18 protein-coding genes are annotated in these 19,242 nt (G+C 61.2%); 9 read left to right on the top strand and 9 right to left on the bottom strand.

Going from position 1 to position 19,242, the window contains the following annotated elements; all coding sequences use genetic code 11:
* Positions 1-10: 10 nt before the first annotated feature.
* Positions 11-904 (top strand): LysR family transcriptional regulator, encoded by an 894-nt coding sequence (locus tag ACIOVF_RS20100; protein ID WP_401291963.1) that lies wholly within the window; start codon positions 11-13, stop codon positions 902-904.
* On the opposite strand, the gene ACIOVF_RS20095 is transcribed toward ACIOVF_RS20100, so the two are convergent.
* The 7 genes from ACIOVF_RS20095 to ACIOVF_RS20065 form a co-directional block, all read right to left on the bottom strand.
* A complete protein-coding gene (locus tag ACIOVF_RS20095; RefSeq protein WP_401291960.1) occupies positions 876-1,550 on the bottom strand; it encodes a polysaccharide lyase family 7 protein in 675 nt (224 codons plus the stop codon). The genes ACIOVF_RS20100 and ACIOVF_RS20095 overlap by 29 nt on opposite strands.
* A gap of 231 nt (positions 1,551-1,781) precedes the next feature.
* Positions 1,782-3,134 (bottom strand): glutamine synthetase family protein, encoded by a 1,353-nt coding sequence (locus ACIOVF_RS20090; protein ID WP_401291957.1) that lies wholly within the window; start codon positions 3,132-3,134, stop codon positions 1,782-1,784.
* Between the two features lie 23 nt (positions 3,135-3,157).
* Positions 3,158-3,715: a helix-turn-helix domain-containing protein gene (locus ACIOVF_RS20085; protein WP_045201551.1), complete on the bottom strand. Its 558-nt coding sequence runs from the start codon at positions 3,713-3,715 to the stop codon at positions 3,158-3,160.
* 12 nt (positions 3,716-3,727) lie between these two features.
* Complete coding sequence (locus ACIOVF_RS20080) at positions 3,728-5,017, bottom strand: NAD(P)/FAD-dependent oxidoreductase (RefSeq protein WP_401291954.1); 1,290 nt, start codon at positions 5,015-5,017, stop codon at positions 3,728-3,730.
* 99 nt (positions 5,018-5,116) lie between these two features.
* Positions 5,117-5,410, bottom strand: coding sequence for a helix-turn-helix domain-containing protein (locus ACIOVF_RS20075; RefSeq protein ID WP_401291950.1), 294 nt, complete (start codon positions 5,408-5,410; stop codon positions 5,117-5,119).
* Between the two features lie 113 nt (positions 5,411-5,523).
* A complete protein-coding gene (locus ACIOVF_RS20070) occupies positions 5,524-6,189 on the bottom strand; it encodes a S24 family peptidase (protein WP_045201546.1) in 666 nt (221 codons plus the stop codon).
* A gap of 61 nt (positions 6,190-6,250) precedes the next feature.
* Positions 6,251-6,706: a multidrug/biocide efflux PACE transporter gene (locus ACIOVF_RS20065; RefSeq protein WP_401291946.1), complete on the bottom strand. Its 456-nt coding sequence runs from the start codon at positions 6,704-6,706 to the stop codon at positions 6,251-6,253.
* A 219-nt stretch (positions 6,707-6,925) separates the two neighbouring features.
* On the opposite strand from ACIOVF_RS20065, the gene ACIOVF_RS20060 reads away from it, so the two are divergent.
* The 3 genes from ACIOVF_RS20060 to ACIOVF_RS20050 all read left to right on the top strand — a co-directional run bounded on the left by ACIOVF_RS20060 (position 6,926) and on the right by ACIOVF_RS20050 (position 10,874).
* Complete coding sequence (locus ACIOVF_RS20060; protein WP_401291943.1) at positions 6,926-7,849, top strand: carbon-nitrogen hydrolase family protein; 924 nt, start codon at positions 6,926-6,928, stop codon at positions 7,847-7,849.
* Between the two features lie 177 nt (positions 7,850-8,026).
* Positions 8,027-9,340 (top strand): MFS transporter, encoded by a 1,314-nt coding sequence (locus tag ACIOVF_RS20055; protein ID WP_195883659.1) that lies wholly within the window; start codon positions 8,027-8,029, stop codon positions 9,338-9,340.
* A gap of 31 nt (positions 9,341-9,371) precedes the next feature.
* Positions 9,372-10,874 (top strand): amino acid racemase, encoded by a 1,503-nt coding sequence (locus tag ACIOVF_RS20050; protein ID WP_401291939.1) that lies wholly within the window; start codon positions 9,372-9,374, stop codon positions 10,872-10,874.
* Here ACIOVF_RS20050 and ACIOVF_RS20045 read toward each other — a convergent pair.
* Complete coding sequence (locus ACIOVF_RS20045) at positions 10,841-11,752, bottom strand: LysR family transcriptional regulator (protein ID WP_401291936.1); 912 nt, start codon at positions 11,750-11,752, stop codon at positions 10,841-10,843. The genes ACIOVF_RS20050 and ACIOVF_RS20045 overlap by 34 nt on opposite strands.
* Positions 11,753-11,870: 118 nt before the next feature.
* Between ACIOVF_RS20045 and ACIOVF_RS20040 the strand changes: the two genes are divergently transcribed.
* Positions 11,871-13,085: a serine hydrolase gene (locus ACIOVF_RS20040; RefSeq protein WP_401291933.1), complete on the top strand. Its 1,215-nt coding sequence runs from the start codon at positions 11,871-11,873 to the stop codon at positions 13,083-13,085.
* Between the two features lie 30 nt (positions 13,086-13,115).
* Positions 13,116-13,649, top strand: a complete 534-nt coding sequence (locus tag ACIOVF_RS20035; protein WP_052676571.1) for an OmpA family protein — start codon at positions 13,116-13,118, stop codon at positions 13,647-13,649.
* Between the two features lie 13 nt (positions 13,650-13,662).
* On the opposite strand, the gene ACIOVF_RS20030 is transcribed toward ACIOVF_RS20035, so the two are convergent.
* Positions 13,663-14,226, bottom strand: coding sequence for a hypothetical protein (locus ACIOVF_RS20030; RefSeq protein ID WP_045201534.1), 564 nt, complete (start codon positions 14,224-14,226; stop codon positions 13,663-13,665).
* 213 nt (positions 14,227-14,439) lie between these two features.
* Here ACIOVF_RS20030 and ACIOVF_RS20025 point away from each other — a divergent pair, with 213 nt between their 5' ends.
* The 3 genes from ACIOVF_RS20025 (at position 14,440) to ACIOVF_RS20015 (ending at position 18,554) form a co-directional block, all read left to right on the top strand.
* Positions 14,440-14,958 carry a sigma-70 family RNA polymerase sigma factor gene (locus tag ACIOVF_RS20025; RefSeq protein ID WP_045201532.1) on the top strand — a complete coding sequence of 173 codons (519 nt, stop codon included), beginning with the start codon at positions 14,440-14,442 and terminating at the stop codon, positions 14,956-14,958.
* 71 nt (positions 14,959-15,029) lie between these two features.
* A complete protein-coding gene (locus ACIOVF_RS20020; RefSeq protein WP_045201530.1) occupies positions 15,030-15,980 on the top strand; it encodes a FecR family protein in 951 nt (316 codons plus the stop codon).
* A gap of 147 nt (positions 15,981-16,127) precedes the next feature.
* Positions 16,128-18,554, top strand: coding sequence for a TonB-dependent siderophore receptor (locus ACIOVF_RS20015; protein WP_401291927.1), 2,427 nt, complete (start codon positions 16,128-16,130; stop codon positions 18,552-18,554).
* The last annotated feature ends 688 nt before the right edge of the window (positions 18,555-19,242 follow it).

The following is a 19,242-nucleotide window of genomic DNA, read 5'->3' as shown; positions in this document are numbered from 1 at the left end:
CTTATCAATCATGCTGAAACACTGGCCACCTCTGAACACGCTGCGCGGTTTTGAAGCGGCGGCGCGCCTGGGCAGTTTTCACAAGGCTGCCGAAGAGCTGCACCTGACCCAATCGGCGATCAGCCAGCAGATCCGCAGCCTGGAAAACTACCTGGAGCAACCGCTGTTCTTTCGCGAAGGGCGCAGCGTGTCGCTTACCGATGCCGGCCACGACCTGCTCAGCACCACCCAGGTGATGCTGCAGCAACTGACCGTCGGGATCCGTCGCCTGGAGCAGTACCGCAAGCCCAACCAACTGGTGGTCAACACCACGCCGGCATTCGCCCGGCACTGGCTGGTGCCGCACCTGGGCGACTTTCATCGGCGGCACCCGGAGGTGGACCTGTGGCTGTTCACCAGCGATGAAATCCCTGACATGACCACCCAGACCATCGACATTGCCGTGCGCGACGACATCAGCGCCCAGGCCGATTGCAGCTTTCACGTTTTGTTGCAGGATCGGTTGTACCCGGCCTGTCACCCGCGCCTGCTGGACCTCGACATGGCGCAGCGGACCACCCTGCACGGTGAGCGGGAAATGGACTGGAGCTACTGGCACACCCAGGGTGGCGAGGCTGTGGGGCAGAAGCTGCAGGGCCTGAATTTTTCCGACCCCGGGCAGTTGCTTGACGCTGCCAGCCAGGGCTTGGGCATTGCCCTGGTGAGTGGCTTGCTGGCCGGGCAGGCGCGTGCGCAAGGCAACCTGGTGGCGCTGACCGAGCAGACCGTGCGCGGGCCCAAGTGGGCATGGCTGGTGCACCGCATCAGTGAAGGGGAGGCCTTGACTGTGAGTTTTTGCCAGTGGCTTGAGCAGTGCCTGGCAGAGGGCTCAGGGCTTAATGGTGACCCAGCGCCAGCGCGCTGAGGATGCAGACCGAGCCGTCGCTGGCCGGCGTGCTGTCACTGTAATCAACCTGGTTGTAGACGCCGCCGTGGAAGTTGAAGGTGCGGCTGTTCCAGCTGGCATCCATCTGCAATGGTCCGCTGCTGGCGGTGCTGCCCTTGCAGGTGGCAGCGAGGGTCACCACGCCCTTGGCGGTGACATCGAGAATGATCTCGAACGCGGTGCCCAGCGGCACATTGGCCAGCAGGGTGACGCTGGCCGGGGCGCTCTGGTTGTAGCTTCGGCGAAAGCCATAGGTGAGCTTGCCCTTGTTCCAGAACACCTTGACCACCGGGCTGTCGTCGTCTTTGACGTGCAGTTGCGAGATCACCACCTTCTGCGCCGCGTTGACCTTGCTCAGGGTCATGCTCTGGTGGTTGTGGTGTTTGCTGGCGCTGGCGAGCGACCAGTAGGTCGGTTCTTTCCATTCGCAGCGGGTGCGGTGGGTGCTTTTGCTTGAGGCGCCCTTGGTTGGGGCGGTGAAGCGGACCGAGCCGTCGTCGAGCCTGGCGATGATTTTCGGCAACTGCGCCAGGGCCTGGGCGCCGGTCAGTTCCAGGGCGGTGGGGTCGCTGGTGGACTTGGGTACCGGGGTGGTGATTGTTAGGCGGTCAATGTTGACGCTCATGGGTTTCTCCTTCGGTTTTCGGTGTGGGCCCTCTCTGAAATGGATGTGGGCTTGAGCTAATATTTAGCTGCAAGCTAAAGTGGCGTCAATGGCTAAATAAATTACGACCGCTTCGCGCTCGATCGCCGGCAAGTCCGGCTCCCACAATGGATCTGTATACACCGCACCCTGTGGGAGCTGGCTTGCCAGCGATGAGGCCGGTACAGCCAGCAAGGGTTTTGCCCTCAGTCGTTAAAGAAACCAGCGATACTCCCGCGCACTTACTTCATGCATGAACGCCAGGTGGTCCTGCCTCTTGTTCTCGCAATAGACCATGACGAACTCACTCCCCAACCGCTCATTGACCACCGGGTGATGACGCATGGCCGCCACCGCCGCGAGCATGTCCTTGGGAAAGTCGATGCCGCTGCTGCGGTCTTCGTTGAGCGGCGCAATCGGCTCTTTGCCGGCCTCCAAACCGTGTTCCATGCCACTTAAAATCGCTGCCAGCACCAGGTATGGGTTGGCGTCGGCGCCGGCCAGACGGTGTTCGATGCGCAGGTTGCGTGGGTCCGATTCGGGGATGCGGATGCACGCGTCGCGGTCTTCAAAGCCCCAGCTGGCGCGGCTGGCAGCGTTGACCATGGCGCCGTAGCGGCGCATCGCGTTGTGGTTGGCGGCAAAGATCGGCATGCACTGCGCCAGCAACTCCAGGCAGCCAGCCACGGCATGGCGCAGCGGGCGCTGGTTGTCGGCGGCCAGCAGGTTGTTGCCCTGTTGGTCGTAGAGGCTGACATGCACGTGCATGCCGCTGCCCGGCGCGTCGAGGTAGGGCTTGCTCATGAAGCTGGCGCGCAGGCCGTGCTTGAGCGCCACGCCACGGGTGCTGCGGGCGAACAGCGCGGCCCAGTCGGCGGCGCGCAGGCCGTCGTCGCAGTGGCCGAAGTTGATTTCGAACTGCCCAGGGCCCAGTTCTGCGGTAATCACGTTGGCATCCACGCCTTGCTCGTTGGCGGCCTCGACCATGTCCCGCAGCACGTCGGAGTAGCGCGACAGGCGTTCGATGTGCATGTTCGGCTGGTCATCGGCATCGCCGCTGAACGGGTCGCGGGGGAACTGCGGCAGGCCGTCTTTGAGCGCGCGGTCGAACAGGTAGAACTCAAGCTCAAAGGCCACCACCGGGCGAATGCCGCGCCGTTCCAGGCGTTGCAGCACCCGCGCTAGCACTTCTCGGGGCTCGAACTCAATGGGCGCGGCGGTGCCGTCAGAGCTGATCAGCATCTGCCCCAGCGGCTGGTTCTCCCAGCGCACCGGCTTGAGGGTGCCGGGGATCAGCCGCCGTGGCGCGTCCGGGTCGCCGTCGTTGAAGCAGTAGTCGCCGATCGGGTGCAGGCCGCCCTGAACACCGAGCAGCACGCAGTTCTGCGGCAGTTTCAGGGCGCTGCCGGCGGCGACTTTTTCGAGCATGTCGATCGGGTAGCGCTTGCCATAAAAGTGCCCGGGGATGTCCAGGCTGATCAGGTCGACATAACGCACCTGAGGATGCTCGGCGCGAAATGCGCGTACTTCACTAAGCAGATCAGGGCAGTCTTTTATTGTTGTCATCACGTGCGATCCTGCGCTTGGTTTCAACGGAATACCCAGAGCACCCGGGTACTGTGTTCGGTCAGGTTGGCGTAGCGGAACTGGCTGTGCGCCGGCAACTGGAAGCTGTCGTTGGCCTGCAGGGTGACCGGCTCTGGGGCGTCATCGAGCCACAGGCTCAACTCGCCTTCGAGGACAAACCCGCCTTGCTCGGAGCTGTCGTCCAGGTGCCCGTCACCGCTGCTGGCGCCGGGCGCCAGGTGGCTTTCAAGCATCGAGAAACCGCCGTTGAGCTTGGGCGAGACCAGCACGTCGGTGACTCCGGCGGCGTAATACAGGGTGCGCCGTTCGCCGGGGCGGGTGACCCAGTCGACTTGCCGCGGCTTGCTCAGGTTGTAGAAGTAGGTGGTCGGCACGCACAGGGTTTCGCTGATGGCGGTGAGGTCGGCCACGGTCGGGCGCGACAGGCCGCGCTCGACCTGGGACAGAAAGCCCACCGAGCGGTCGATGCGTTCGGCCAGCTCGCCGAGGGTCAGGTTGCGGTGCTTGCGCAGGTCGCGAATAAGGATCGCCAGGCTTTCGATTTCTTCCTGCATGTCCATAAAGGGGCTCTCTCAAATAGTGTCGCGCAGGCGGTACCAGGCTTTGCCGGCAGCTTCCAGCGGCGCGGCGAGCAGGTCGCCACCGGGGAAACGGCCGTTGTCGATGGCCTGGTACAACGCCAGCAAATCGTGGTTGCCAAGGATCGCATCACTCACCGCGCGGGCGCCGGCCAGGGTCGGCAGCACGCCATGCCCGGAGAAGCCCTGCAGCCAGTAGCGCTGGCCCTGACGGCCGATGTCCGGGGTGCGGCGCAGGCTGCAATCGATATGCCCGCCCCAGGCGTAGTCGATCGCCACGCCCTGTAGCTGCGGGAAGGCCCGTTCCAGCACCGGGCGGGTGGCAGCGGCAACGTCCTTGGGGATGCCGCCCAGGTAGGTACAGCCGCCTCCGAACAGCAGGCGCTGGTCCGGGGTCAGGCGGAAGTAGTCGGGGACGAACTGGTTGTCGATCACGCAGCTGTTGCGCGGCAGCAGCGAACGGGCCAGGGCCGGGTCCAGGGGCACGGTGGCCACCTGATAGGAGCCCACCGGCAGCAGGCGCTGCGACAGTGGTCGGTCGAGCTGGTCGATGTAGGCGTTGCAGGCCAGCACCAGCACGTCGCTGCGGATTTCGCCTTTCTCAGTGCGGGCGACAAAGCCTGCCGGGGTATCGCGGTAGCTGAGCACCCGGCTTTGCTCGAAGATCCGCCCGCCGGCCGCTTCGAGGGCGTTGGCCAGGCCCTGGGCCAGTTTCAGCGGGTTGAGGTGGGCGCCTTCGGCATCGTACAGCGCGGCCTGGTAGCGCGGGCTGCCGATCCATTCGGGTAATTCGTCGCGCTCGATCACCCGCAACTGGTCATAGCCCCATTTAGTTTCGGCTTCGTGCCTGGCCTCGTGGAGCATGGCCACCCGTCGCGGTAGCACCGCCGCCCACAGGCTGCCACGCTGGTAATCGACGGCAAAACCGTGGCGCTCGGGCAATTCACGCAGCTCGCTGGCGGCCCAGCGCATGCTGTCCCACAGGCACCGTGCGCGTTCCTGGCCAAGGGCCTTTTCCAGCGGCGGCATGTCGCACGACCACCCCAGCAACGCCTGCCCGCCATTGCGCCCGGACGCCGCCCAGGCCACCCGGCTGGCTTCCACCAGGGTCACCCGCTTGCCGGCGAGCGCCAGGCGCAGGGCGGTGTGCAGGCCGCTGAAGCCGGCGCCGATGATCAGCACCTCGGTGTCCAGGCGTTCCTGCAGGGTAGGGCGCAGAGGGATGGCGGCGGGGTAGGTCTGGGCGTAATAGCTGGCGACATGCTGGGCGGATTGCTTGAACACGACGGACCTCATGAATTTTTATTGGTATTTTTTCATGAAAAACTACCAGATAAATTTCACGAGGCCAAGCGAGGCTCAACGTTCAATGGCGCGCAGGCTCTAGACCGCAGGTTTGTGATGGTGCCGGTGGCTTGCGATCTCGTCAGCCAGGCGCGGGCTGTAGCTGCGCGTGTGGATGCCGGTGAGGCGTTCAAACATCAGCGCGAACTTGACGTCCAGCGCCCGCTTGCCGGTCATATAGGCATTCAGGGTGGTGACGCTGACGCCCATCTCGGCGGCCATACGCCGCTGCGACACCCGCTCTGCCTGGGGTTGCCCGGCCTTGAGTGCAGCAAATGCCCTGCGCATTGCCAGCAGCTCTTCTTCTTCCCACACCCACAGATTACCGCTCATGATTCGATCTCAGTCACACGGATTCGGTCGAGCAATCCGTTGCTGGAATCGCTACATCCTACTGCTGTTGTCTAGTGTCCATTAACCGACCAAAGCGGTCGGTTGTTTTGCCATCATACTCTTCGTGCGTTCCAAACTAGTAGCACCCGGCCATGAATGTGCAGTTTTTCCAGCGCCGCGCCTTCGATCAATACCGGCGGGTACAGCGGATTGTCGGCAATCATCCGCAAGGCGCCATCGGTCAGGCGTTGCAGGCGTTTGACGAACAAGTCGCCGTCGAGGCTGAACACGTAGATGGCGTCGCTGCGCACCTCGTGAATGCCACGGTCGACCAGCAGCGGGTCGCCGTCGTTGAAGGTGCCGGCCATGCTGTCGCCATCGCCGCTGATGATTGCCAGGTTGTGCGCGGCAGAAAAACTGATGCCCTGGCCGCGCAGCCAGTCCAGGTGCACGGTCAGGTCGCGGATTACTTCGACATGGGCCGGCGGCGTGTTGCCGTTGCCCATCGAGCCGCGAATGTCGAAGTGGGCGATGCTGACGAACTCGCCGCTGGCCGGTACACCAGCCTCGCCCTGTAGCACATCCATCCAGCCGGCAGGCAGGCGCTCGGCCTGCTCGATGCGCCGGGCCACTTCATCGCCGAGGTTTTTTTCTGTGCGCAGCGACAGGATCTGGCTCAGGTGCGCCGGGCTCATGCCCCAGCGCTCGGCACAGCTGGCCTTGCGTTGGGTGCCGAGCAACTGCAGCAGGTTGTGCTTGCGAATCGCGTAGATATCCATGGGGTGCAGAATGCCACTATTTAGCTCGATGCTAAAGAGGGGCCCGGCGTTACTCACGCGATTATTGCACCCGCACTACGCTTGCCGGTGCGCTCAGCAGGCGCTGGCGCAGCAGGTCGTAGGCCCAGTTGTAGGCCATGGTGTAGGGCAGCATGAAGGCGAAGAAACCGATCTCCAGCAAGAACGCCTGCACCAGCGACACGTCGAGCATCAGCGCTGCGATCGGCACGCCGATCAGCACAAAGCCAGTTTCAAAGCCGCTGGCGTGAAGGGCACGGACCTTGACCGTACGCGCGACCCGGCTGACCGGCCAGAGACGGTCGAACGCCGCGTTGTAGAGCATGTTCCAGATCATCGCCACGGTCGACAGCATCACCGCCAGCGCGCCCATTTCCAGCATCGAGCGGTTCAGCAGCCAGGCGCCGATCGGTGCGCAGATCAGCACGGCGATCAGTTCGAAGCCGACGGCGTGGACGATGCGTTCAGCAAAGGATTTCTGGGAGGCTTGCAGTTTCATGACGTCACCTGAAGGTGTGTTTCGGTGAGGCCATTCTCATCGGTTTTTTGCTTAATTAAAAAATAGGTTCCATCGCTAAAAGCGATGGATTGATGGGGTTGCCTGGCTCAAGTGCTGATATCAGTACAATTGATATCAGATTTAATTTTTGGCGGATTGCTCGATATCAAGCGCCGGAGGAGCATGCACACACCATCCATCACCCAAGAATAACGACCCATGACCTTCTCTACTGTGGCAGCACTGCAACTGGGTTCGCACCCCGACGGCAAACAACCCACCCTGGAGGCGATTCTTGCCTACGAGGCTGAAATAAAGGCCGCTGGCGCCCAGCTGGTGGTCATGCCCGAAGCCCTGTTGGGCGGCTATCCGAAAGGCGAAATCTTCGGCACCTACATGGGCTATCGCCTGCCGGAAGGCCGCCAGGCCTTTGAGCGCTATTTCGCCAATGCCATCGATGTGCCGGGCGCCGAAACCGCCGAACTCGCAGCCCTGGCGCAACGTACCGGCGCGCACCTGGTGGTCGGTGTCATCGAGCGCAGTGGCAGCTCGTTGTTCTGTTCGGCGCTGTTCTTCTCGCCGGAGCAGGGCCTGGTGGCCAACCACCGCAAACTCATGCCGACCGGCAGCGAACGGCTGATCTGGGGCCAGGGCGACGGCTCGACCTTGCCGGTGATCGATACCCCGGTGGGCAAGATCGGCGCGGCAATCTGCTGGGAAAACCACATGCCGCTGCTGCGCACGGCGATGTACGCCAAAGGCATCGAGGTGTGGTGCGCGCCGACGGTGGACGAGCGCGACAACTGGCAAATCTCCATGCGCCATATCGCCCACGAAGGGCGCTGTTTTCTGGTCAGCGCCTGCCAGTACCAGCCGTCGCCACGCGACCTGGGTACCAGCCTGCCGCACTGGGATGACGACCGACCGCTGATGCAGGGCAACAGCGTGATCATCGGCCCCATGGGCGAGGTGATTGCCGGGCCATTGAAGCACGGCCCCGGTTTGCTCGTGGCGCAGATCGATTCGGCCGAGCTGGTCAAAGCGCGGTATGACTTTGATGTGGTCGGCCACTATTCGCGCCCGGATGTCTTCACCTTGCTGGTTGATGAACGGGCGAAAAGCTCGGTGAAGTTCCAGCAATAACCCGAAGTGGGCAGGGCGCGCGTGCGCCGGTTGCCCTGATGTTGCTGCACACCTGGCTTCGTCCTGAAGCCAGGTGCCTGTCGATTCCGACACGCTCTGCGGTTGATCGTTGCTTTGAAGTTTCTGCGCTTTGCGTTGCCCTGCACCAATAACAAAAATACTAGAGGCTTGTCAGAAATGAATACTGGTTCGCACCTGTTGTACCGCAAGATCGCCTGGAAGATATTGCCGCTGCTGTTTGTCAGCTACATCGTTTCTTACCTGGACCGGGTCAATATCGGTTTCGCCGCGTTGCGCATGCAACAGGACCTGAACTTCAGCGATGCGGTCTACGGGCTCGGCGCCGGGGTGTTTTTCCTCGGTTATGTGCTGTTTGAAGTGCCCAGCAACCTGCTGCTGACCCGCATCGGTGCGCGCAAGACCATCATGCGCATCATGATTTCCTGGGGGCTGGTGTCGTCTTGCATGATGTTTGTGCAGACGCCTTTGCAGTTCTACCTGGCGCGGTTTTTCCTCGGGGTGTTCGAAGCCGGGTTCTTCCCGGGCATCATCCTTTACCTGACCTACTGGTTTCCGGTGCGCATGCGCGGCAGCGTGATCGCCGTGTTCATGTCGGCCATTGCCATCGCCGGCATTCTCGGCGGGCCGCTGTCGGGCTGGATCATTCGCGCCATGGAAGGCGTGCATGATTTGCACGGCTGGCAGTGGATGTTCCTGCTCGAAGGGGCGCCGGCGGTCATCCTCGGTATTCTGGCCGGCTTCCTGCTGATCGACCGGCCCGAGCAGGCAACATGGCTGAGCCGCGAAGAGCGCCAGCGCATCGCCGCAGAGGTTGGCACGCCCACCGGCAGCACAAGCCACGCACTCGGTGTGGTGGTGCGCGACCCGCGCATCTATGCCCTGGCGCTGGTGTATTTCTCGGTAATGGCCGGGCTCTACATTCTCGGTTTCTGGCTGCCGGGGATGATCAAAAGCTACGGCGTCGACGACCCTTTCCATATTGGCCTGCTGACGGCGGTGCCCTACATCGCCAGCGCCGTGGGCATGATCGTCATCGGCAGGCATTCCGATGCCGTCGGCGAGCGCCGCTGGCACCTGGCAAGCTGCATGCTGGTGGCCGCCTGCGCGTTGATCGCCTGCACCCTGGTGCCGGGCAACCTGGTGCTGGGCCTGGTGACCCTGAGCGTGGCGGCGGTCGGGCTGTATGCCTCGATGCCGTTGTTCTGGACCATCCCCACCCGTTACCTGGGCAGTGAATCAGCTGCCGGCGGCATTGCCCTGATCAACTCCCTGGCGCTGTTCGGCGGCTTCACCAGCCCAACGGTGCTGGGGCTGGTCAAGGCCAGCACCGGCAGCCTGGATATCGGCCTGTACCTGTTCGCCGGCTTGCTGGTGGTCGGCGCTGGCGCGCTGATCCTGGCGCTGCCGGCCCGGCTTATCAAAGAGAGCCCAACGCTGGCGGTGCAGGGTGAAGTCTGCGAATCACTGTGAACCCGACGCAAGCCACCAACAGGTCAAGGCAATGAAGACAAAAGTGCAATCGGATGAAGCTGTCGCGGTACGCAAAATCGGCGTGATCGGCGGCTTGGGGGCGCTGGCCGGGGCAGACCTGTTCTACAAGCTGACCCGCTCGCGCCACGTGCTGGCCGAGCAGTTCAACTGCCACCTGCTGCTGGAGCAGCAGGCTTTCAGCGACGCCGCGTTGCCCCTTTACGCCGGGGCCAGCGTCGCCTCGCGCAAGTTCTATGTCTATGAACTGTGCAAGGCGTTCGAGGCCCGCGGTATCGAGACGGTGATGCTGCCGTGCTTCGCCAGCCATACCTTCCTTGGCGAGATCCAGGAGCAACTGAGCCTGCGTATTCTCGACATGATGGCGGCGCTCAAGCAGCACATTGCCGGCCGGTATGCGCCGGGGACGGTGCTCGGCGTGCTGGCCTCGGATGTGGTTCGCGGGTCCGGGCTGTTCGAGCGCTACCTGGGCGGCGACTACCGCCTCAGCTACCCGCCGGCGGCCGAGCAGGCAGCCTTGATGGCGGCGGTGTACGGCGACGCTGGCATCAAGCACGGCGGGCTCGACGGCGCGCCGCTCGAAGCCGTACAGCGCCTGGCTGACGCGCTGCAGGCGCAGGGCGCGGCCGTCATCATACCGGGCATGACCGAACTGGCCCTGGTCTGCGCGGCCTTGCAGCGCAGCGGCATCGCCATGCTCGACAGCAATGCGATCTATGCCGACTACGCCGCCAGTGAGCACTACCGGCGCGCCGAGGCGCCGTTCAAGCTCGGCGTCGTCGGCGGCGTGGGGCCGGCGGCAACGGTGGACTTCATGGATAAGGTCGTGGCCAACACGCCCGCCGGCAAGGATCAGGACCACATCAAAATGGTGGTCGAGCACAACCCGCAGATTCCCGACCGCACCGCGAACCTGCTCAGGGCTGAAACCGATCCGACCATTGCCCTCTACGCCACCTGCCAGCGCCTGGCGGACGCCGGTGCCGATGCCATCGCCATCCCGTGCAACACCGCTCATGCGTTCGTAGCGCGTATCCAGCCGCACCTTGAGGTGCCGATCGTCAACATGCTCGACGAGACCATCGCCTGCATCGTCGAGCAGCATGGCGCGAGCACGCCAGTGGGGCTGCTGGCCACCTCGGGCACGTTGCAAAGCGCTGTCTATCATGAGGCCGCGCGGGCGGCCGGCTTGCAGCTGATCACCCCGGGGCACGAATACCAGGCGCTGGTGATGGAGGCCATTTACGGCGCGCGCGGGATCAAGGCCGGGTTTACCGAGGGCATCTGCAAGGAGCAGTTGCTGGTGGTCGCCGAGCACCTGTGCGAGCTGGGTGCCGGGGTGTTGATTCTGGGCTGCACTGAGCTGCCGCTGGTGCTCAGCCCGGCGCCGGCCATGGGCCTGGGCCGGCACCGGGTGGCGGTGGTCGACCCGACCACGGTACTGGCCCGCGCGTGCGTGCAACTGGCGCTCGATGCCCGGCCTCAGGACAGACAGAAGGTGTTGTCCACCAGTTGAATGATCAGCGACTTGACCGTTTGCAGCGTGCTGTCGTGCTTGCTGCCCACCCGCGTGCCGATTTCCAGGTCGTAGGAGGGCAGCGGCACCGGGCAGGGAAAGGTCTGCAGGGTGCTGACCCGTTCCATGGCCCGGGCGGCGTGGGTGGGCACCGTGGTGATCAGCTTCGAGCCCACCAGCAGAAACGGCACTGCGGCAAAGTGCGAGGTCGAGGCGCGGATGCTGCGCTTGTAGCCGGCCGCATTCAGCCCCTCGTCGACGATGCCGACGAAACCGCCCGACGACACCAGCAGGTGCGGCCGCTGGGCGTAGTCCTCGGCGCTGCTGGGAATGCTGTTGTCAGCATCGGCGATGCACAGGTAGTTGCCGCGGCCCAGGCGGTGGCGGGCAATCAGCGGCGACGACAGCCCGCCGGCAGACACGGCGATATCGATCTGATGATGCATGAGCATGTCCTGCACCAGGCCGCTGTGGGTCTGGCGGAACAGAATGCGCAGGCCGTGCAGTTGTTCATCGATCAGCGCCACCAAGCTTTGCCCCAGGGCGATTTCGCTGTCGTCGGAGAGGCCGATGGTGATGGTCCGGCCCTTGATGTCTTTACCCGCGACCGACAACGCAAAGGCTTGCCGGCAGCGATTGAGGGCCTCGCCAATCAGCGGCGCCAGCTCGTTGGCGCGCAGGGTCGGGCGCAGGCCACGGCCGGTGCGTTCGAACAACGGGTCGGCGTAAATTTCCCGAAGCCGCGCAAGGGCCGCACTGACCGCAGGCTGGGTCACCCCCAGGCGCAGCGCAGCGCGGCTGGCACCGCCTTCTTCGATCAGGGCGACAAACACTTGCAGTAAGTTCAAGTCGACAGAGTCGATATCAATGCTATGCATATCAGATATCTTGATAGTTGATTGATTTATAGTATAGGCGTACGCACAATCCGCAGACAAATACTTCATCAGCGTATTTGCAGTGGCTGATGAGTTGGGCAGTCGAGTTTGGGAGCGTATGAAAGGTTCAGCAGTAGTTAAGGGGTTGTTGTGTGTATTACTTGCACCGTGGTTAGTGGCCAGTGCGTCTTTTACGGTAAGTGCTGCAGACCTTGTCGCGGCACCGGGCGTCGCCGCCGAATCGTGGATGTTGATGGACTATGAAAGTGGCGAAGTCCTGGCCCAGGGCAATGCCGATGCGCGCATCGACCCTGCCAGCCTGGTGAAGATCATGAGCAGTTATGTGATCGGCGAGGCTCTGCAGTCCGGCGCACTCAGCGCCAGTGACCGGGTGACCATCGAGCACGATGCCTGGGCCGCAGGCAATCCGCACTTGCAGGGTTCTTCGTTGATGTTTCTCAAGCCCGGCGACCGGGTCTCGGTACAAGACCTCAATGCCGGGGTTGTGGTGCAGTCTGGCAATGACGCCTGCATTGCCCTGGCCACTTACATTGCCGGCAGCGAAAACGCCTTTATCGACCTGATGAATGAACAGGCCGGCAAACTTGGCCTGACCAATACCCAGTTCAAGACCGTCCATGGCCTGGCCGCCGAAGGGCAATACAGCAGTGCCCGCGACATGGCGATACTCAGCCGTGCGCTGATTGCCGAGTTGCCGGCGGAGTACGCCTTGTACAAACAAAAGGCCTTCGCCTTCAACAACGTTCAGCAATACAACCGCAACCGCCTGTTGTGGAGTACCAGCCTGGATGTCGACGGTTTAAAGACCGGCAACTCCAGCGCAGGCGGCTACAGCCTGGTCACCTCGGCGCAACGTGACGGGCGCCGCCTGATTGCCGTGGTGATGGGCGCCAAGTCCGATCGGCTGCGCTTTCAAGAGTCGGAAAAACTGCTCAAGTGGGGCTTTCGCGCATTCGAGACGGTGACGCCGATCCAGGCCGACGAAGTGTTCATGAGCAAGCGGGTGTGGTTTGGCCAGACCCGCAACGTCAAGCTCAATGCCGGCGCGCAAGCGACCATCAGCGTGCCCTACGGGCACTCGGCCGAGGTGCAGGCCAGCGCCATCGTCGACACCGCCGAACTTCACGCGCCGTTGCAGGCGGGGCAGGTGGTGGGGGTGGTCAACTTCCAGGTGGGCTCAAAACACGTCGCCAGCAAGCCGCTGGTGGTGATGGAAAGCGTGGAAGAGGGCGGCTGGTTCAGTCGGGCCTGGGACTACCTGTTGCTCAAGGTGTACCAATGGCTGGGCGTGTGCCTGTTGTGCGCGGGTTAGTTGCGATCCTGTAGACGAGAAGAGGGGCCTATGAACCGTTATCTGCGCTGCTTCCTGCCCGTGCTGTTGGTATTGACGGCGACAGGCTGCAGCAACCCTGCAAGCACCAGCGAACACTCGCTGTTCGTCTCGGCGGCCGAGGCCGATGCCAACAACCAGCGCGCCCTGCAAGCGCTGTCGGATGAGCCCGATGTGGCCGGCGGCCTGGTGGTGTATTTCGACACCGACAGCTCGGCGATCGAGCCGCCTTATCAGGCCAGGCTTGCCTATGTGGCCAACTACCTGGTGAGCCATCCCGAGGCCGAAGTCTTTGTCGAGGGCCATACCGATGACATCGGCTCGCCCGAGCAGAACTTCGTCCTGGCCCAGGCGCGTGCCGCGATGATTGCCTATTACCTGGTCAAGTACGGCGCCTTGTATGAACAGGTGAATGTTCACGCCTATGGCGAGCATTCACCGGTGCGCGAGGGCAGTGGCAAGGACGACTTGAAGCTCAACCGCCGGGGCGTGGTGGAGTGGGTCAGCCATGGGCACAGTTTGGGCTATGAGTTTGAGCAACAGTGAGCAGGGTTTGAGTTCAAAGCGCCTTCTTGTTTCTCACGCTCCAGGCCTCAAGGAAACCGTCGGTTGGAAACACCACGGGGTGTTTATCCATCCTGACCTTCACCGGGACATCCTTGGCGAAGGCGTTGTAGATATAGTGCTGCGCGGCATCGGAGACCGGCAGGAAGATCGACACCTTGGTGCCTGGTTTTTCCTCGCGGCACTCATGCAGCACCTTGATCGGCTGATCGTTGACTTCAATAAAGCCCTCATTGGTCTGCAGCTTCCCGCAGTCGACAAACTGCGTGAAGATCATTTTTGCGCCCTGTTCCGTGGCATTGATGACGGCGTTGTAAACGACAACGCCGTCCTTGAAACCCTCCGAGTTGCTCAGCGCGATCGCACTGTACGGCGCGTCCTTGCTGAACTCGTTGAACAAGGCGTAGCGGTACTTATCGGTGCCGATGGTTTTCGCCAGCTTGCGGCCTTCATCGGTTTGCATGTCAATGACGAAGTGCCCAGCGACAGCCTGGGAGGAAACTGCCGCCAGCAGCAGAATGCCAGGCAGGCAGAGGATTTTTTTTGCGCGTGAGATCATGGAGCAGTTCCTTGCTTCGACTGACAGCCATGATATCAAATTGACGCCATTGCCTTAAGGCTGGGTTTGACTGTCGGCTTTAATCACCGACGTGTCTGCGCGGAACTCCGCTGCAAAACGGGCCGCTGCTCTTAATCCATTTAATAATGCTTCTCAGTTAATGTAGTATTCGCCGCTCTCCGGCGGGGCCGGTTCACCGAAATAGGGCTGAGCATGTCACGCATTGGCACCTCTGATTTGCTAACCAACTTCCATGAGCACTACGCAGAACTGTTGGCGTTCCTGGCTCGGCGGTTGGGTAACGTTGAGCAAGCTGCCGATGTGGCCCAGGATACCTATCTGCGTTTGGTTAACCTGCCGGCGGGCGAACCGATACAGGAGCCTCGCGCGTTTCTGTTCCGCATAGCTGGCAACCTGGCCATTGATCGTATGCGTCGGGAGGGGCGACTCAATGCCTTGCATGCCGATGAATCACAGGCCCTGGAGGTATGCGATCCACGCCCTTCACCAGAGACTGCTCTGATCACAGATGAGGCTTTGGCACAGCTCGATATCGCCATGGACAAGTTGCCAACCAACGCAAGGTTGGCGCTACTGCTCAACCGTCTCGAGGGGCTGACCCATGCGCAGATCGCCATAAGACTCGGCGTTTCCGAAAGCACCGTGGGGAAGTACATTGTTCAAGCTGTACGTCATTGTCGCGACTCGCTGAGCCGGACGCAGTGGAGATGAACCGCTTGCCTTATATGAACGTGCCCCCCCAGACTCGGACGCCTCTTCACACTTCCAAGCTTGAAGAACCCATGACCGACAGTGTTGATCCTTCCGATCTGGAAGACCAGGCCATCGAGATGCTGGTGCATCTGCACTCAGGTCGGGCTACTACAGCCGATCACCTGGCCTATGACAACTGGTGCCAGCGCTCTGCGTTCCATGCTCACGCCGCAAGCAGGGCCGAGGCATTGTGGGGCGCGTTCCCCCTCACACAAAAAGCCCGACAATTCGTTGCTCCGCCCCCCGAGAAACGTCGTAAACCTGTACGCGCTTTATGGGCAGCCGGCATGGCTGCTTGTGTTGCAATAGTGGTGTTCAGTGCAGCGCTGCAACGCCCCTGGTCAGCGCTCTATGCCGATCATGTGACAGACCCTGGCGAGCGACGGGAATTGCGCCTTGAAGACGGCAGTCGGCTGTGGATGAATGGTGACACCGTGCTGTCGGTGAATTACAGCCATAACCAACGTGGCATCACGCTGTATCAAGGGGAAGCACTCTTCGAAGTTGCCAAGGATTCATCGCGGCCTTTCATCGTTCACGCCGCTCAAGGTGATGTGCAGGCAATCGGCACACGTTTCGATGTGGATCAGCGCGGCGACAAAGTCACCGTCCAGGTGAGCGAAGGGATAGTCCAGCTCAGTTCGGGCGGGGAGACCCTGCGTCTGCCCGCAGGGCAATCCACGGCCTATCGCCAGGGTCTGGCGCCGCAGATGGCGGTGGAAGTCGATGTGCAGGATGTCGCCACCTGGCAGCGAGGCAAATTGATTTTCAATGCGCGGCCGCTGGGTGAGGTGCTCGCCGAACTCGACCGGTACATCCCAGGCGTCCTCTACCTGACGGATGAAACGCTGGCGGCACGGCGTATCAGCGGCACATTCGAAGTGGAGGATCCACACGCTGCGCTCAATGCGCTTGAGCAAACGCAGCCACTTCGCATCACTCGGTTGCCGTTACTCACGCTGGTGCGGCCCAAGCGCTGATACAGGGCCAGCATCCCTTCCCGGAGAGCACCTTGCAAAAAAATGAAAATTCTTTGGCAAGGTCCTCCACGTCGTTTCGTCGTAGATACGAAGCGCGAATCATTCACATTAAAGTCGCGCAGCCAACTCTAGGGAAAGGTTGCTTTCATGTTTCATGTCTCCTTACGTACCCGTGCGCATTCGTTGCGCCAGGCAATGGCACTGGCTGCCTTGCTCGGACTGCTGGCACCGGTCGATGTTCATGCCAGGGGCTCCGAAGCCTTCGCTGTCACTCAGCTCTTCAATATCGCTGCCCAGCCACTGGACAGCGCACTAACCCGATTCGCCGATCAAGCCGGCCTGCGCATCATTTTCAATTCCGACGAGGTAAGTGGAATGAACAGCGCTGGGTTGAGCGGGCCCTACAAGGTCAATGAGGCGCTCGATCATCTGCTCAGCGGCAGTGGTTTCGGTTATGAGTTCGTCAATGACAAGACGCTGACCTTGCGCAAGCTATCGACTGATTCGGCAGTGCTGGAGCTGGGCGTTACCGATGTGAATGCACTCAGGCTGGCCTCGACAACTGAGGGGACCGGCGCCTATACCACTGGCCTTACCAACACGGCGACAAGGTTGGGGCTTTCGCCGCGTGAAACGCCTCAGTCCATCAGTGTGGTCACTCGGCAACAGATGGATGACCAGAACATGCAGTCGTTGGAAGACGTTGCAAGGGCAGCGACAGGCATCAGCACGGTTAAAGGGTTCGGCACAGAGCGTGCGCTTTACTACTCGCGAGGGTTCCAGGTCGACGACTTGCAGTTCGATGGCCTGCCGAGCAGCGTCACGGAAAGTTTCTCGATGGACGTCATGTCAGTGAACAACATGGCCATGTATGACCGGGTGGAAATTGTCCGAGGTGCGACAGGCCTGATGCAAGGGGCAGGTAACCCGTCTGCGGCGATAAATATGGTGCGCAAGCGACCGACGCGTGAATACCAACTCAAGGCGGAGCTCGGTGCTGGCTCGTGGGACAACTACCGCACGCAACTCGATGTTGGCGGCCCCCTGAACGCAGAGGGCACCCTGCGTGGCCGTACGGTCCTGATGTACAACAGTCGAAATAGCTACCAGGACTACGCTGACAAGGACAATCAGCTGTTCTACGCCATTGGCGAAGCCGACTTGAGTGACTCGACCACGATCGCGGTGGGGGCATCTTTCCAGCAGGACAATAACGGCGGCTACGACTGGGGTGGTTTGCCCACCCACCTGGATGGCAGTTCTTACAACTTCTCGCGTTCGAAGTCGTTCGCCGGTAAGTGGGCCCACCTGGACAAGATCAACCGCAACGTTTTTGCCGATATCAAGCACAGCTTCAATGAGGACTGGAACCTCACCGTCGCCACCAATCTGATCTGGTCCAATGCAGATTTTCTCGCTCAGGTTGGGTATCACAGCAAAGACTCCGATTCGACGATGCAGTACTGGCCGAACAGCGCCCGTTACGATGACGAACAGATCAATCTCGACGCGGCGCTTAACGGCGCATTCACCCTGCTGGGGGGCAAGCATGAGGTGGTGATAGGGACCAACATGAGGCGCGACAGGCTGCAGTACGTGACAGGCTCATCAAGCGTGAACCCTATCGTCGACATTCTGGACTTTGACACCTCGCAGTTCCCTGAACCGCACATAGTCGGCAGCCTGACGCCCAGCCGCCATGTGCGTAAGGACAAGGGCATATATGCCGCCACCCGCCTCAATCCGCTCGATGATCTGCACGTCATTCTCGGCAGCCGTTTGAGCTGGGTCGATTACGACACCCAAGGCCCCTGGGAGACGGACCGCTTCAAGGAAAATCGCAAGGTCATCCCTTACGGCGGCATCGTCTACGACGTCAATGACAACACCTCGGTGTACGCCAGCTATACCGAGATCTATAAGATGCAGGGCAACTACAGCGTCGACAACACATTGCTGGAACCCACGACGGGCAGTAACTACGAAGTCGGCGTGAAAAACGAGCTGTTCGATGGCAGGTTGAATACCGCCCTGGCGCTCTTCCAGGTGGATCAGTCAGGCCTTGCGCAGGTCGTTCCCGATGCTGGACGTGTCTGCGGGCCAACGCGTGATTCGCGGTGCTACACCGAGGGTGCGAAAGTGCGAAACCGCGGGTTCGAGGCAGAGGTTTCAGGCGAGTTGATGCCCGGCTGGAATGCCTTGATGGGCTACACCTACAGTCATCCAAAATACGTCGCTGGTACCAAAAAGGGTGACGCTTATGGCACAGAAAATTCGCCACAGCGACTGTTCAAGGCCGCCACCACCTATCAGCTGCCAGGGAAGTTGGATCAATGGCGAGTGGGGACCAGCGTCTACCATCAGAGCAAGCTGTACCTGAACGATATTTCGCAGAGTGCCTACAGCCTTGTGGACCTGAACGCTAACTTTCGAATCGACCAGAACCTGAGCGTTCAATTGAACCTCAACAATGTTTTCGACGAGAAGTACTACACCGCGATTTTTAGTCAAGACACCGGAAACTATTACGGCGAACCCCGCAACTTTGCCATCACCCTACGCTACGAGAACTAGTTGCGAGCCGGACGTTGCAGAGGGCTTTGTGTGTATCACATCGGCTGCCACTTCAACGGCCTGGTCTTGCGATGAAGGCCGCCTTGCCGCCCACGATCGTGAGCACCGGTCAATAAACCGATTTTCAAGCGGCTGTAGCAGCCGCTTGGAAGAACATCACGCTCAGTCGCAACGGATCGTTGTGCTTCGCACTGCGTTAGAACTGTCGGTAAGATCCCTTTTCCCAACCAGCACGAACAGATGCCAATGGCCCAACCGACGACACTAACCAGCATCATTGGCCCTTGGAAAGGAGAGGCGCCGACAACGTTACTACAACGCTGTCGAGATGCCTGGGACACGCCCTTTAAAGAGCTTTCAGATCTCATGGTCGCTACTTTTCTGAATCAGCGAATCGCAGTTCCTCAAATGTTGGCTGAGGCTAGGCGGCGGTTGGATACAGAGCCCCGCGATGACACGGAATACTTCGAAGGCCAGCTACTTGAGGCAGTTATCGGAGCTGACAACTGACCGCTTTGGGCCGTTAGCTGCCCCGAATGTAGACGGACTTTCTACATTGCGGAACGTCACTTGCGAAGGGTGTGGTGGTACAGAAATGGTACGAGGAAATTGAGCTGAGTCTACAAGCCAGTGTTTTAGTGCGGTTTGTGCTTAGTGCGTCCAATCCATCACATGGACCTTAGCCACT

Source organism: Pseudomonas sp. NPDC087612 (assembly GCF_044743505.1).
In the GTDB taxonomy this organism is placed as follows: Bacteria; Pseudomonadota; Gammaproteobacteria; order Pseudomonadales; family Pseudomonadaceae; genus Aquipseudomonas.
This window is presented reverse-complemented; position numbering and strand designations above follow the sequence as displayed.